Source organism: Streptomonospora arabica (assembly GCF_039531585.1).
Lineage (GTDB): Bacteria > Actinomycetota > Actinomycetes > Streptosporangiales > Streptosporangiaceae > Streptomonospora > Streptomonospora halophila.
Genome location: NZ_BAAAQI010000026.1, coordinates 15736 through 29709 on the forward strand (window position 1 = coordinate 15736; position 13974 = coordinate 29709).

At 76.0% G+C, this 13974-nt stretch carries 14 protein-coding genes and 1 riboswitch; of the genes, 4 read left to right on the forward strand and 10 right to left on the reverse strand.

Translation table 11 applies throughout. The features are described 5' to 3' along the window. Positions 1 to 62: 62 nt before the first annotated feature. Positions 63 to 767, reverse strand: coding sequence for an SseB family protein (locus tag ABD284_RS24505; RefSeq protein WP_344148386.1), 705 nt, complete (start codon positions 765 to 767; stop codon positions 63 to 65). A gap of 230 nt (positions 768 to 997) precedes the next feature. Between ABD284_RS24505 and ABD284_RS24510 the strand changes: the two genes are divergently transcribed. The 4 genes from ABD284_RS24510 (at position 998) to ABD284_RS24525 (ending at position 5914) form a co-directional block, all read left to right on the forward strand. Then, the gene (locus ABD284_RS24510; RefSeq protein WP_344148389.1) at positions 998 to 1540 is read left to right on the forward strand and encodes a YceI family protein; all 543 of its coding nucleotides are present in this window, start codon (positions 998 to 1000) and stop codon (positions 1538 to 1540) included. A gap of 137 nt (positions 1541 to 1677) precedes the next feature. Further along, complete coding sequence (locus ABD284_RS24515) at positions 1678 to 1998, forward strand: DUF2470 domain-containing protein (RefSeq protein WP_344148392.1); 321 nt, start codon at positions 1678 to 1680, stop codon at positions 1996 to 1998. Between the two features lie 189 nt (positions 1999 to 2187). Next, the gene (locus tag ABD284_RS24520) at positions 2188 to 4863 is read left to right on the forward strand and encodes a protein kinase domain-containing protein (protein WP_344148395.1); all 2676 of its coding nucleotides are present in this window, start codon (positions 2188 to 2190) and stop codon (positions 4861 to 4863) included. A gap of 139 nt (positions 4864 to 5002) precedes the next feature. Continuing rightward, a complete protein-coding gene (locus tag ABD284_RS24525; RefSeq protein WP_344148398.1) occupies positions 5003 to 5914 on the forward strand; it encodes an aldose 1-epimerase family protein in 912 nt (303 codons plus the stop codon). A gap of 104 nt (positions 5915 to 6018) precedes the next feature. Here the strand turns inward: ABD284_RS24525 and ABD284_RS24530 are convergent, their stop codons facing one another. The 9 genes from ABD284_RS24530 to ABD284_RS24570 all read right to left on the reverse strand — a co-directional run bounded on the left by ABD284_RS24530 (position 6019) and on the right by ABD284_RS24570 (position 13728). Then, positions 6019 to 6660: a nucleotidyltransferase family protein gene (locus tag ABD284_RS24530; protein WP_344148400.1), complete on the reverse strand. Its 642-nt coding sequence runs from the start codon at positions 6658 to 6660 to the stop codon at positions 6019 to 6021. A 219-nt stretch (positions 6661 to 6879) separates the two neighbouring features. Beyond that, entirely contained in the window at positions 6880 to 8043 is a 1164-nt protein-coding gene (locus ABD284_RS24535; protein WP_344148402.1) for an XdhC family protein, read from the reverse strand. Then, positions 8036 to 9169: a vWA domain-containing protein gene (locus tag ABD284_RS24540; RefSeq protein ID WP_344148405.1), complete on the reverse strand. Its 1134-nt coding sequence runs from the start codon at positions 9167 to 9169 to the stop codon at positions 8036 to 8038. The genes ABD284_RS24535 and ABD284_RS24540 overlap by 8 nt, the downstream gene beginning before the upstream one ends. Positions 9170 to 9174: 5 nt before the next feature. Beyond that, positions 9175 to 10125, reverse strand: coding sequence for an AAA family ATPase (locus ABD284_RS24545; protein WP_344148408.1), 951 nt, complete (start codon positions 10123 to 10125; stop codon positions 9175 to 9177). A 189-nt stretch (positions 10126 to 10314) separates the two neighbouring features. Beyond that, positions 10315 to 10446 carry a hypothetical protein gene (locus ABD284_RS24550; RefSeq protein ID WP_344148411.1) on the reverse strand — a complete coding sequence of 44 codons (132 nt, stop codon included), beginning with the start codon at positions 10444 to 10446 and terminating at the stop codon, positions 10315 to 10317. Between the two features lie 74 nt (positions 10447 to 10520). Further along, positions 10521 to 10931, reverse strand: a complete 411-nt coding sequence (locus ABD284_RS24555; RefSeq protein ID WP_344148474.1) for a PH domain-containing protein — start codon at positions 10929 to 10931, stop codon at positions 10521 to 10523. A gap of 122 nt (positions 10932 to 11053) precedes the next feature. After that, the gene (gene ribH, locus ABD284_RS24560) at positions 11054 to 11551 is read right to left on the reverse strand and encodes a 6,7-dimethyl-8-ribityllumazine synthase (protein WP_344148414.1); all 498 of its coding nucleotides are present in this window, start codon (positions 11549 to 11551) and stop codon (positions 11054 to 11056) included. Positions 11552 to 11662: 111 nt separating this feature from the next. Beyond that, the gene (locus tag ABD284_RS24565; protein WP_344148417.1) at positions 11663 to 13006 is read right to left on the reverse strand and encodes a bifunctional 3,4-dihydroxy-2-butanone-4-phosphate synthase/GTP cyclohydrolase II; all 1344 of its coding nucleotides are present in this window, start codon (positions 13004 to 13006) and stop codon (positions 11663 to 11665) included. A gap of 107 nt (positions 13007 to 13113) precedes the next feature. Then, entirely contained in the window at positions 13114 to 13728 is a 615-nt protein-coding gene (locus tag ABD284_RS24570; protein ID WP_344148420.1) for a riboflavin synthase, read from the reverse strand. Between the two features lie 111 nt (positions 13729 to 13839). Next, positions 13840 to 13970: riboswitch (FMN riboswitch) on the reverse strand. Positions 13971 to 13974: the final 4 nt, after the last annotated feature.

Consider the following 13974-nt stretch of genomic DNA (forward strand, 5'->3'; position numbering starts at 1 on the left):
GCGGCGCCCGCGCGGGGCGGCGGCTGTGGACGGCGCGCGCGGCGGCGCGCCCGGACCGCGGCTCAGCCGCGCCGGTCGGCGCGCACGACGGCGCTCAGCTCCACGCCGCCGGGCAGCACCGGGGTGAGCTCGGTGGTGAGGCGGTCGGCGACGCGGCGCAGCGACTCGTCGTCGCGGCGCTCCAGCTCCAGGCGGATGCCGATCTCGGCGCGGTCGGACTCGTGGACGCGCACGCGCTCGATACCGAACTCGGTGTGGGTGACCCGGTAGATGAGGGCGAGGATCTGCGGGTCGTCCTTGGGAGCGGGCACGGTGCCGTGCTCGGCCAGGGTGGTCAGGAACCGGCCCTGGACGGCGTAGGTGACGGGCCCGGCGACGTCGACGACCACGGCGTCGGCCCCCTCGTCGATGGCCGCGCGGCAGGCCTCGACGGCGGTGACCGGCACCGGGCGGGCGTCCTCGCGCCAGGCGCGGGCGGAGTCGACCGAGGTGAAGGCGAGCACGCCGCGGCGGCCGTCCTCGCCGATCATCAGGGGCAGGGCGATGTCGCTGGACTTCTCGCGCGTGCGGCCGTCGTCGTCCTGCTCGGTCTCGCCGGCCACGGCCACCACCGGCACGAGCACGCGGGAGTCCCCCAGCGCCGCGAGCACCTGCCGGTCGCCGGCCTCGCCTCGGGAGAAGGCGTCGAGCCGCGCGGTGACGGCGGGATCGGGCGAACCGTCGTCGTCGCGGAATCGCTGTGCGCCGGAGATGGTGGGGCGGGTCACGCGGCTGAAGACTCCTGACTGTTCGGGACGGATCCACCCCGGTCGGGAGGTCCAGGACCAGCTTAGCCAACCGGGCGGGCCGTCAAGCGGGAAAACGCCGCCGGGCGAGCCGCGGCCGGGCGCCGCCCGGCGTACGCGCAGCCGAAATCGGGCCGGGCCGCATCGTCACTTTTCGGAAGTTCACTATTACACTATGTGACGCCCCTCGACAACGACCAGCAAGGGGAGCCATGGACCAGCAGCTCACTCCGGGGACCTGGCGGATCGACACAGTGCACTCGGTGATCGGGTTCTCGGTGCGCCACATGATGGTGAGCCGGGTGCGGGGGCGCTTCGAGACGTTCGACGCCGAGCTCACGGTGCCCGAGGACCCGCTGCAGTCGTCGGTGCGGGCGACCATCGACGCGACCTCCATCAACACCGACAACGAGCAGCGCGACCACCACGTGCGCTCCGCGGACTTCTTCGACACCGGCACGCACCCGCAGTGGACGTTCCGGTCCACCGGAATCCGCACCTCCGGCGAGGAATTCTTGCTGGACGGCGACCTCACCGTCAGGGGCAACACGCGGCCGGTGGTGCTGCGGCTGGAGTTCAACGGCGTGACGCAGGACCCCTACGGCCTCACGCGCGCCGGCTTCCACGCCGAGACCGAGATCAGCCGCAGCGACTTCAAGGTCGACATCGAGATGCCCATGGACGGCGGCGGCGTCGTGGTGGCCGACCGGATCAGGATCGACATCGAAGCGGAGTTCACGCGCGAGGCGGACTGAGCGCCCGCCGCGCCGCCGCGCGGCACGTCCGGGACCCGGCGGCCCGGCGCCGGGCCGGATATGCTCGGGGCGCCGCGCCGGCGGAGGCGCGCCGCACCCGGAATCCGGCACCCGCACAGCCACGCCGAAGGAGCGCCGTGCCCGAAACACCGTTCACGGCCGAGGTCGTCTCGGCGATCACCAGGCACATGAACGAGGACCACCCCGGCGAGACGCTGGCGATCTGCCGGGCACTGGGCGGGGTCCCCGGGGCCACCTCGGCGCGGATGACCGGCGTCGACAGCGAGGGCGGCGACTACGCGGCCGTCGTCGGCGGCACGGAGGCCGCGGTGCGGATCCGCTGGTCGGAGCCGCTGACCGAGCGCGCCCAGGTCCGCCGCGAGGTCGTGCGGATGTACCGCGAGGCCTGCGAGCGGCTGGGCGGGTCCCCCGGAGGAGAGGGCCCCGGCGACCACTGACCGCGACCGGCCGGAGGCGCCGCCTCCGCCGAGCCCCCCGCCCCGCGGATCAGGGACGAATCCGGGTCGCGGGCCCCTCCCGACCGCTCGGGACTCGCCTAGTCTGGAAAGCGCCAAAGCCCGGAGCGGCGCCGTTCGCGGCGCCGCCGCCGCGGTGTCAGCGTCAGCCCCGAGAGCGCCGCAACCACGATGGTCGATCCCGAGTCCGCAGATCCCGACTCGCCCACACGCAACATCGAGCCGGCCGCCGCCACCACCCGGCTCGACGCCGACCGCGCCCGCACGCGGTGGGTCACCCGCGTCCTGCACCCGCTCACCGGCGGGTCCGGCGACGCGCCCGGCACGATCGCCGACGCCGCCCGCACCCGCGCCCTGATGCGCCCCGATCCGGCGGCCGACACCGAGGGCGCGGCCGGCGGATCGGCCCGGCCGTGGTGGCGCCGCCTGCTGTCACCGCTGGTCTCGTGGCTTCCGCGGCTGGTCGCGCGGGTGGTCGTGGGTCCAGCGGGCGAGATCGACTACGCGGTGCCCGCCGAACTGCGCCGCACCTACACCGTGCGGGAGCGCATCGGCGCCGGCGGCGAAGCCGTCGTCTACCTCGCCGAGCCCGCCGGAGCGGGGCGCGGGCGCGAAGCGGAGGGCGCCCAGGCCCCGCAGCGCCGGGTCGCGCTGAAGGTCTACCGCCCCGGCCACGACATCAACCGCGAGCTGCTGGACCGGCTGCAGGCCCGCGGCGAGGGCGACCCGCACACCCCGGCCATCCACGGCTACGGCCGCGCGCGCAGCTCCTGGGGCGAGGACGTGGCGTGGGAGGCCCAGGAGTACTTCCCGCAGGGCTCGCTGCGGTCGGTGCTGGACCGGGCCCCGTTGGACGACGCGGCCGCGCGCGCCGTCGTGGCGGCCGTCGCCGACTGCCTGCACCACTGGCAGGAGCAGCTGCAGCACAACCACACCGACGTCAAGCCCGAGAACCTGCTGGTCCGCTCCGTGGACCCGCCCGTGTTCGCGCTGACCGACTTCGGCGGCGCGGTGCGGGCCACGATGAGCCGCGTCTACGGCGGCCTGGCCGTCACGGAGGCCTACGCCGCACCCGAGGTCGTCGAGGGGCGCCGCGAGGCCCCCGCGGCGTGGTGGTCGCTGGGCGTCATGGTGCACGAGCTTGTCACCGGCCGGCGGCCGGAGCGCGGCGAGAACTGGCTGACCGCGCGCAGCACCGAGGTCGACGTCTCGGCCGTCGCCGACGAGTCCTGGCGGCTGCTGGCGCGCGGGCTGCTCACCCCCGCCCCGTCGGCGCGCTGGGGCTGCGCCGAGGTGCGGCAGTGGCTGGCCGGGGAGCGCCCGAGCATCGTCCGGCCGCGCGGGCACGCGCCCATCCGCTTCGCCGACGCCTCCCACGACGACCCGCCCAGCCTCGCCTTCGACCTGCTGGACCGCTGGGACCGCGGCGAGGTGTGGCTGCGCACCCACTGGCCGACGCTGCGCACCTGGCTGGACCGCGAGGTCAACGACTACACCTTCGACCGCACCTACCTGACCGCCCTGGACGCCCACCCCGAGCGGGTGCACCTGGCCATCAGCGCACTGGCGGCCAGGTTCGTGCCGGGGATGCCGCCCCGCTTCCGCGGGTTGGAGGTCGGTGCGGAGGGGGTGCTGGCCCTGGTCCGGGGCGGATCCAGTCGGCACGCCGTGCTGCGGGAGGCCCTTGAGCTGGGGGCGCTGGACCTGGCGGCGCGGCACTGGTGCGGCCATCCCGGCTGCCGCGCCGAGGGCGCCGGCCGCTGCGCGCCGCTGGAGCACGTCCAGCACGAGGTGCCGCTGATCATGCGCCAGGTCGAGGCCGCCGCCCGAGGGCTGGAGTCCGGGCCCGCCTCGGCCGCCGGCGTCGCCGACCTGCCCCGCCACGCCTGGGACGGCGCGTGGGCGCTGGCCGCCGAACTGGTGCTCGACCCCGAGGCGGCCGGGCGCGAGCGCGGGCGCCTGCGCGCGCAGTCCTGGCACCCCCGACGGCGCAGCGCGGCCCCGCGCGTGGACTGGTGGCGCCACCAGCGCGACACCGGGCTGCGCCGCCGCTCGGACGCGCTCGCCGCGAACGCGGCCCTGGTCACCGCCTCGCTGCTGCTGCCCGTCGCCGTGCGGCTGGGCGCCGCCGAGCGCGAGCGCGAGCGCCAGGAAAGCCGCGCGCGGCGCCGCGACCGGTGGGCGGCGTTGTCCGACGCCGTCTCCGACCGGTGGCAGCGGGTGCGCGAACGCGCGGGCGGCCCGGGCGCCGCGCAGCCGCAGGATCGGGCCGGGGCGGGGTGGGGCACCGCGCCCTACGAGCGGCCGGGTGCGCCCTACGGGCGCCCGCAGACCGAGTCCGAGCAGCGCCGGGCGCGCCGCCGCGAGGAGCGGGAGCGGCGGCGCGTCAACCGCAGCATGCAACAGCTCGAACGGGCCGAGGGCGCCGGGCGCTGCCGCAGGTTCGCCTACCCGGCCGCGCTGGCCGGGCTCGTCGACGGCGTGGGGCGGGTGATGCGCGCCGACGGGTTCTATCCCGACCGGCCGAGCCCGATCGCCGACGCCTACGCGGGAGTGGTCGAGTTCGCCCGCAGCACCGTCGTCTCGGCGGCGGCGGGCGCCGCCGACGCGGTGGTGGGCCTGCTCCCCGCGGGCATCGCCGGCCAGTGGTGGCTTCCGGTGCTGCTGGGCGTGCTGCTCGTCGTGCTGGGCCGCACGGCGGCGGGCCGCAGGCGCGCCCGTACCCGGCTGGTGGCCTACCGGCTCGCGGTGGCCGGCTCGGTGCTGATGCTGCTTGTGGTGCTCTCCAGCGGGCTGCTGATGGTGGGCGCGGGTGTGCTGATCCCGCTGTACAACCTGCTCGGCTGAGCCGCGCGCCGGCTTCCGCGGCGCGGCGGATCCCGGCCGCGCACGCGCCCGCCGCGGGGGTGCCGCACGCCCGAGGGCGCAACGGCGGGCACTATCATCGCCCGGGACCGGTAGCGGAGCGGGGAAGGGCGGCAGTGTGGTGGGCGATGCGATCGAGTTGGCGGCCGGCGACTACCGAGCGGCCGTCGGCCGCCGCGGTGCGGCGATGTGCCGGCTGGCCTACGGCGGGCAGGAGCTGATCTGGCGCGTCCCGCCCGACGAGCCGCCGCCGGCCTCGCACGGGCTGCTCCTGGCGCCCTGGCCCAACCGGATCCGCGACGGCCGCTACACCTTCAAGGGCGTCGAGCGGCAACTGGAGGTCACCGAACCCCGGCGCGGCACCGCCCTGCACGGCCTGGCCTACGCCAAGCCGTGGCTGCCGGTGGAGATCGGCTCCGACCGCACCCGGCTGACCTGCGAGCTCGACGGGAGCGACCCGGGCTATCCCTACCGCCTCGAACTGACCGCGGACTACGAGCTGGACGCGGCCGACGGGCTGACGGCGACCCTGGGGGCCCGCAACACCGGCGACGCCCCCGCGCCCTACGGCATGGGCGCGCACCCGTTCGTGTCCGTCGCGGCGCCCATGGACGACGCGGTGCTGAAGCTGCCCGCCTCGCGCCGGCTGCCCGTCGACGGACGGCTGCTCCCCTCGGGCGCCCCGGAGCCGGTGGAGGGCACCGAGCACGACTTCCGCACGCCCCGGCCCATCGGGGCGACGGCCTTCGACACCGCGTTCACCGGCCTGGAGCGCGACGCCGACGGCCGGGCCTGGACGGTGGTCGCCTCCGGCGGCACGTCGGTGGGCGTGTGGGGCGACGCGTCCTGCGGCTGGCTCCAGGTGTTCAGCGCCGAGGGCCTGCCCGAGGAGCTGAACCGGCGGGGACTCGCGGTGGAGCCGATGACCTGCCCCCCGGACGCCTTCAACTCCGGCACCGACCTGACCGTGCTGGAGCCGGGCGAGCGGACGAGCTCCCGCTTCGGGATCATGCGGTTGGCGCAGGCCGGCTGATGCCGGCGGGCGTGTACTCGTCGTCGATTGTGATCGCTCACAACTGCGACGGGTAGAGGGCTCCCCCCCCCCGGCACCGACCGCGCCGGCGGGAACGGGCCGGCTCAGGTGGGCCGGCGCGGGGCGGAGCCGCGGCCTTCGAGGCAGGCCTGGAGGCGCTCCAGGTCCTCGGGGGTGTCGATGTCCTCGGGGCTGGCCACGTCGTCGCAGGGCACGTGGGTGACCAGATGGGAGTAGGCGCTCAGGAACGGGCGCGCTCCCACGTCGCCCTCGGCGAGGGCGTGGACGCTTGGCCAGTGCTCGCGGCCCAGCAGTACGGGGTTGCGCAGGTTGCCGGCGTAGGTGGCGACGGCCGCGCGGGCGCCGTCGGCGTGTGCCTCCAGCAGCCGCCGCACCGCCGAGGCGGTCACCAGCGGCTGGTCGGCCAGCGCCACGACGACGGCGTCGACGTCCTCGGGCAGGGTGTCCAGCCCCACCCGCAGCGACGAGCCCAGACCGCTCTGCCAGCCGGGGTTGTGTACCGACGCGGCGTATCCGACGTCGACCTCCACCGCCCCGGTGACGACGTGGATCGGTCTACACCCGCCGTCGCGCAGCGTCCGCGCGCCCCGGTCGACGAGCCGCTCCCCCGCGACCTCCACCAGCGCCTTGGGGCGGCCCAGGCGGGACCCCTCGCCGGCGGCCAGCAGCAGCCCGGCGATCGGCGCCGCGCCCGCGCCGCTTTCGCCCCGCTCGCGTGTCGTCATGCCGCGATAATGCCACGCCCGGGCGCCCGACCGTCCGGTGGCCGCGGACACCTGCGGGCTCGGGAACGCCGCGTCCTCAGGCGCACCGGCAAATCCGGGCGTATCGAGCTGCGGGGTTACACCGAAAGCTGTCCGCTTCCGGCCTCCGCACCCGGGGCGGGCCCGGGCGTGTCGCGGCGATTCGGGCGGGTTGCGCGGCTCCGCCGCCCCACCGCGCTGTCACCGCGCGCGGCCGGCCGGCACCCTCGGTTCGGCGCCGTCGGCGCCCGGGGCGGCGAGCGGCTCGGTGTGGATGCGGCCGGAGGTGGTGGACAGCGGGCGCCCGCTACCGCCCCACCGCGTCTGGATCAGCTCGGCGGCGATGGAGACGGCGGTCTCCTCGGGGGTGCGCGCCCCCAGGTCGAGTCCGATGGGCGAGCGGACCCGCGCGAGCCGCTCCTCGCCCACGCCCGCCTCGCGCAGCCGCGCCAGCCGGTCCTCGTGGGTGCGCCGGCTGCCCATCGCCCCGATGTAGCCGGCCGGGGTGCGCAGCGCCGCCTCCAGTACCGGCACGTCGAACTTGGGGTCGTGGGTGAGCACGCAGATGGCGGTGCGCTCGTCGATCTGGGCCTCGATCTCGGAGAGGAAGACGTGCGGCCACTTCACCACCACCTCGTCGGCGCGCGGGAAGCGCTTGGCGGTGGCGAAGACCGGCCGGGCGTCGCACACGGTGACCCGGTAGCCCAGGTAGGCGCCGATGTCGGCGACGGCGGCCGCGAAGTCGATGGCCCCGAAGACCAGCATGCGCGGGGCCGGGGCGAAGGACTGCACGAACACCTCCAGCTCGTCGCCGCGCCGCTGGCCGTCGGCGCCGTAGCGCAGGATGCCGGTGCTGCCCTGGGCCAGCATCCCGCGGGCGTCGTCGTCGACCGCGGACTCCAGCCGCCGGCCGCCCAGGTCCCCCTCGGCGCGGTCGGGCCAGATGACGCGCCGCGCGCCCAGGCGGCCGGGGCCGCCGGCGACGGTGGCCACGGCGACCGGGCGGTGCGACTCGATGTCGGCGATGACCGAGCCCAGGTGCGGGTGGCGCGCGGGGTCGACCGGCTCGACCAGCACGTGCAGCGTGCCGCCGCAGGTCAGTCCGACGGCGAACGCGTCGTCGTCGCTGACACCGTAGGTGGCGCGGGCGGGCTCGCCGCTGGCGATGACCTGCTGGCCCAGCTCGTATACGGCGCCCTCGACGCAGCCTCCGGAGACGCTGCCGGCCACCTCCCCTCCGGCGCCCACGGCCATGGCCGCGCCCGCTTCGCGCGGTGCGCTGCGGTAGGTGTCGATGACCGTGGCCAGCGCGAACGTGTCGCCGGCGGCGTACATGTCGGCGACGGCGGTGCGGATGTCACGCACGGGGCCCTCCTCTTCCGTGCCGACCGCCGATCACGGCGGTGGCGAGCTGTTCCAGCGCGTCCAGGCTGTGGCCGGACACGAACTCGTCGATGTGCGGCCAGGCGGCCCGCATCCCCGCGGTCAGGGGTGCGTAGCCGGGCTGGGCCTTGTGCGGGTTCACCCACACCACGCGGTGGGCGAGCCGGGACAGCCGGGCCATCTGGGTGCCCAGCAGCGCGGCGTCGCCGCGCTCCCAGCCGTCGGAGGCGATGACCGCCAGCGCGCCGCGGGCGGCGCCGCGGCGGCCGTAGACGTCCAGGAACTCCTTGAGCTCGGTGCCCAGGCGGGTGCCGCCGTTCCAGTCGGGGATCGCCTCGGCGACGGCGGACAGCGCGGTTCCGGGGTCGCGGATGCGCATCTGGGGGGTGAGGCGGGTCAGCCGGGTGCCGACACTGAAGGCCTCGGTGTGGCGGGGGTGGCCGCGCACCACGACGTGGGCCAGGCGCAGCAGGGCGTCGGCGTAGGGCGACATGGACCCGCTGATGTCCACGAGCAGCACGACCCGGCGCGGCCGGGTGGAGCGGTGGCGGCGCGGCAGCCGGACGGGATCGCCGCCGGTGCGCATGGCGGCGCGCAGGGTCCGGCGGTGGTCCAGCCGTCCGTGCGCCGCGGGTTCGAGGCGGCGGGTGCGGCGCCGCGGGCGGTCGGCGCTGATGCGCGAGACCAGGCGCGCCACCTCGGCGCGCTCGTCGCGGGTGAGGGCGGCGATGTCGGCCGAGCGCAGCACCTCGGCCTCGCCCGCGGCGAGCAGGCCGGCGGTGTCGGCGTCCTCGCCCTCGGCCGCCTCGGGCGCGTTCCACATGGCGGTCGCGGCGATGGTGCGGGGGCGCGCGGGCCGGGACGGCCCGGGCCGGGCGCCGCCGAAGTAGTGGGCGAAGCAGGCGTCGTAGCGGGAGAGGTCGGCGCCGCAGGAGCACAGGGTCAGCCGGCCGGCCCAGTAGACGGGTTCGGGCCGGGTGACGTCGAGGGTGTCGACGGCGTGCAGGAAGGCCGCCGCGCGGCCGGTGTCGGCGCCGACTCCGGCCGCGCGCAGGGTGCGGACGAACCCCAGCAGGGTCTCGGTGGTGTCGCGGGCGGCCGGGTCCACCTCCCTCACCCCACCGGTGCCTGGTCGTGCCCGTTGAACAGGGACGCGAGCTTGAGTCGGACGGCCTCGTGGTCCTCGCGGTGCTTGATGAGCGCGCCGAGGCTGCGGGCCGCGGAGTCGGGGTCGAGCTCGCGGGCGCCCAGCGCCACCAGCGCCGCGGTCCAGTCGATGGTCTCGGCCACACCGGGCGGCTTGACCAGGTCCAGGCCCTCGCCGGAGGGTGCGCGCAGCCGCTGCCCGGCGGAGGCGACCTGGCGGACGAGGCGGTCGGCGGCGTCGGGCAGCCGCCGGCGGATGATGGCCACCTCGCGGTCGAAGCCGGGGTTGGGCATCCAGTGGTAGAGGCACCGGCGCTTGAGCGCGTCGTGGACCTCGCGGGTGCGGTTGGAGGTGAGCACGACGACCGGCGGGGTCTCGGTGCGCACGGTGCCCAGTTCGGGGATGGAGATCGTGAAGTCGGAGAGGAACTCCAGCAGGAACGCCTCGAACTCGTCGTCGGCGCGGTCGATCTCGTCGACCAGCAGCACGCCGGGGCCGGCCGCGCTGGCCTCCAAGGCGCGCAGCAGCGGCCGCGCCAGCAGGAACCGGCGGTCGTAGAGGCCCGATTCCAGCCGCTCGGCGTCGGTCCCGCCGCCGGCGGCCTGCGCCGCGCGCAGGTGCAGCAGCTGGCGCGGGTAGTCCCAGTCGTAGAGCGCCTGGGCGGCGTCGATGCCCTCGTAGCACTGCAGCCGGATCAGGGGCGCGCCCATGACGGCCGCCAGGGCCTTGGCCAGCTCGGTCTTGCCGACTCCGGCGTCGCCTTCGAGGAACAGCGGGCGGCCCATGCGCACGGCCAGGAAGCAGGCGGTGGCCGCGCCGTCGTCGGCGAGGTAGTCGTGCTCGTCGAGCCGGCGGGCGAAGTCCTCGGGGCCGGTCGTCGCCTCAGCGGTCTCAGCGGTCCCCGGTGCGTCAGCCATCGTCGGGGCCTCCCCTCCTCCTACGGCCCAGGCTATGCGCTCGGAAGGCTACGGCGGGAGCAGCGGAGGCGACAAGATCCGGCGGTGCGGCGGGCGCGCCGAAGGGCGCTCCGGGTAGGCGGGGGCGCACCGGTCCCCGCCCCGCCCGCGTGTCGGCGGGGCGGCCTGCGGGAGCCGCCGGCGGGCCCGTCAGAAGGCGAGCCGGTCCAGCAGCGCGTCGGCGGCGGCGATCCCGGCGACGGCCGTCCACAGCAGCGTCGTGGCCCGCGCGTTGCGGCGACGCGGGCGGTGCCGGGAGCGCCCTGCGGTTTCGGGGCCCATACCCCCAGACAAGCACCGCTGCGGGCCCGCGTCCATCCCCGCCGGCGCGGGCGGCGGCACGCGGCCCGCCGCCGTCACCGCGGGCCGCCGGGCTCCTGCGCCTCGCCCCGGGAGTGCAGGAGGCGCTGGAAGTCCTCCAGGGCCTGACGTGCCCGGGCCCCGTCGTTGCTCTGGATGCCCATGACCCCCAGCGTGGAGCCGTCGGCCAGGTCGACGGTGGGCCAGGGCTCGCCCAGCGGCATGCGGGCGTCGATGATCTCGGGCCACTCCAGCACGTGGGTGCGGATGCTGTTGACCACGGTCACGCGGGTCTCGGTGGCCACCAGGCGGGGGCGGGCGAGCAGGTGCAGGACGCCCGCGCCCACGGCGCCGATGGCGACCAGGCCCAGCCGGTCCGACAGCCGCCAGTGGTCCGGCAGCACGGCGGCCAGCGCGACCATCGTCACCACGACGAGCGCGGCCAGCGCGTAGCCGACGATGCGCATGTTGCGGGGCCGCCAGGTCACCGGCAGCTCGGGGACCGGCTCGCGGTGCGCGTCCTCGTCCACTGTGTAGGTGTCTCCTCGCCTGGATCGTGCCCGTCCGGCTTCGGCGCCCCGCGCCGGTGCTATCCGGGTACCCGCTGGTCGGCGCCCGCACGCAGGCCGCGCAGCACGGCGGCGGTGTCGACGGCGGCCGTGGCGGCCTCCCAGCCCTTGTCCTCGCGGCTGCCGGGCAGTCCCGCGCGCTCGCGGGCCTGCTCCTGGGTATCACAGGTGAGCACGCCGTTGGCGACGGGGGTGGACTCGGCCAGCGCGACCTCGGTCAGGCCCTGCGTCAGCGACTGGCAGACGTAGTCGAAGTGCGGGGTACCGCCGCGGATCACCGCGCCCAGCGCGACCACCGCGTCGTGGGTGCGGGCGAGCTGCTGGGCGACGACGGGGACCTCGATCGCCCCCGCCACACGGACGACGTCGGGCTCCTCCGCACCCCAGTGCGCCAGGGCCGTGCGGGCGCGGTCGAGCATGGGGTCGACGACCTCGGCGTTCCAGCGGGTGGCGACGATGCCCACGCGCAGGCCGGCGGCGTCGACCCGGGACTCCTCCGGGCGTCCTGTTCCGCTCATCTCGATCGGGTTCCTTCCGGGCTGGTTGCGTGCTGGTGTGTCGCGGTCGCCGCCGCGGCGCCCCGCGGCGGCCGCGGGGCGGGCGGCGCGCCGCGCGGACGGCGCTCCGCGTCAGGTGGCGGCGACGATTCCGGGCAGGTCATGGCCCATCCGGTCGCGCTTGGTCTGCAAGTAGCGCAGGTTGTCGGCGGTGACGGCGCTGGGCATCGGGATCCGCTCCGTGACACCGACGCCGTGCTCGCTCAGCCCCTCCGTCTTCTTCGGGTTGTTGCTCAGCAGGCGCACCGAGCGCACTCCCAGGTCGGCGAGGACGGCCGCGCCGGCGCCGAAGTCGCGGGCGTCGGCGGGCAGGCCCAGCTCCAGGTTCGCGTCGACGGTGTCGGCACCGGAGTCCTGCAGCCGGTAGGCCCGCAGCTTGTGCAGCAGACCGATCCCGCGCCCCTCGTGGCCCCGCAGGTAGACGATGACACCGCTGCCCTCGGCGGCGACGGCGGCCATGGCGGCCTCCAACTGGGCGCCGCAGTCGCAGCGGTGAGAACCGAAGGCGTCGCCCGTCAGGCACTCCGAGTGCAGGCGCACCAGCGGATCGGGGGTGTGGGCGGGATCTCCCAGGACCAGGGCGACGTGCTCCGCACCGTCGGTCGTGCCCCGGTAGCCGACGGCGCGCCAGTCGCCGTGGTTGTTGGGGATGCGCGTCTCGACCACGCGCTCCACCAGCGGGCCGCGGGAGGCGGGGCCGGCCGCGGGCGCAGCGGGCGCACCGCCGCCGACGGCCTCGATGTGGCGGACCAACTGGTCGATGGAGACCAGCCGCAGCCCGTGCTCGTCGGCGAACTCGCGCAGCCGCGGCAGCCGGGCCATGGTGCCGTCGTCCTCGACGACCTCGGCGATGACCGCGGCGGGACGCATGCCCGCGAGCCGGGCGAGGTCGACCGAGGCCTCGGTGTGGCCGCGGCGGGCGAGGACGCCGCCGGGCCGGTACCGCAGCGGCAGCACGTGGCCCGGCCGGTTGAGGTCGCCGGCCCGGGTGCCGGGGGCGGCGAGCAGGCTGACCGTGCGGGCGCGGTCGGCGGCGGAGATCCCGGTGCTGATGCCGGTGCGCGCGTCGACGGTCACCGTGTAGGCCGTGCGCAGGCCCTCCTGGTTCTCCGACGTCATGAGCGGGAGGTCGAGCCGGTCCAGGTCCTCGCCGAGCATGGGCGCGCACAGCAGGCCCGAGGTGTGGCGGACCGTGAACGCGAGCAGCTCGGGGGTGGCGGATTCGGCGGCGAAGACGATGTCGCCCTCGTTCTCGCGGTCCTCGTCGTCGACCACGATGACGGGACGCCCGGCGGCGATGTCGTCGATCGCGTCGGCGATGTCGTCGAGGAGGCTCGGGAGGGCGCCGGCGGAGGGGGCCCCGGGGGCCCGGTCGGCGCCGGCGGGGGCGGGTTGCTCGGTGGTGGTACTGGTCATCGCTGCGGTAACTCCTCGGCCGTTGCCTGCGGTGCGTGGTGCGGCTGCGGGAGCCGCCGGCGGGGCCGCCCCCCGGTGCGGGCGTCCGCCGCCGGCCTGCCCGCCCATCAGGCGCCCGCCTGTGAGCGGGGCATCAGGCGCTCGACGTACTTGGCGATGACGTCGGCCTCCAGGTTCACCGGCGCGCCGATGCCCTTGGAGCCCAGCGTGGTGAGGTCGAGCGTGGTGGGGATGAGGCTGACGGTGAAGCTGTCGGTGCCGACCGAGGCCACGGTCAGGCTCACGCCGTCGACGGTGATCGAGCCCTTCTCGACGACGTAGCGCGCCAGGTCGGCCGGCAGCGAGAAGCGGACGGTCTCCCAGCGGGAGCCGGTGACGCGCTCGACGACCTCGGCCCTGGCGTCGACGTGGCCCTGGACGATGTGGCCGCCCAGGCGGTCGGACACCTTCGCGGCGCGTTCCAGGTTGACCGGGGACCCCGCGGTGAGCGCTCCGAGGCTGGAGCGGTCCAGGGTCTCCTTCATCACATCGGCGCCGAAGGTGTCGCCGGAGACGGCGGTGGCGGTGAGGCAGACCCCGTTGACGGCGACGGAGTCGCCGTGCCGGATGTCGGCGGTCACGACCGGGCCGCGCACGGTCAGCCGTACGGCGTCGCCCTCGAAGTCGCCCGCCTGCTCGATCCCGGTGATCTCACCGAGTTCCTCGACGATTCCGGTGAACACGTCCCATCCATCCCCTTACCCGGATCAGGCTCCGGGGATGGCGTGCGGGCGGTCGCACCGCCCTGGGAGGACCGGGGAGAGCGGGCAGGCGCCCGCGGCTCGACCGATCCCACGCGTACTGCCTCCCATCCGGACTTTCACCGTCGGTACCGGAGTTCCACCGGTTCAACCGGCCGATGGCATCGGCCGGGTCGCGGACTGTCACCGCCGGTTCGGACTTTCACCGACCCCGGAGCACGCGTTGGT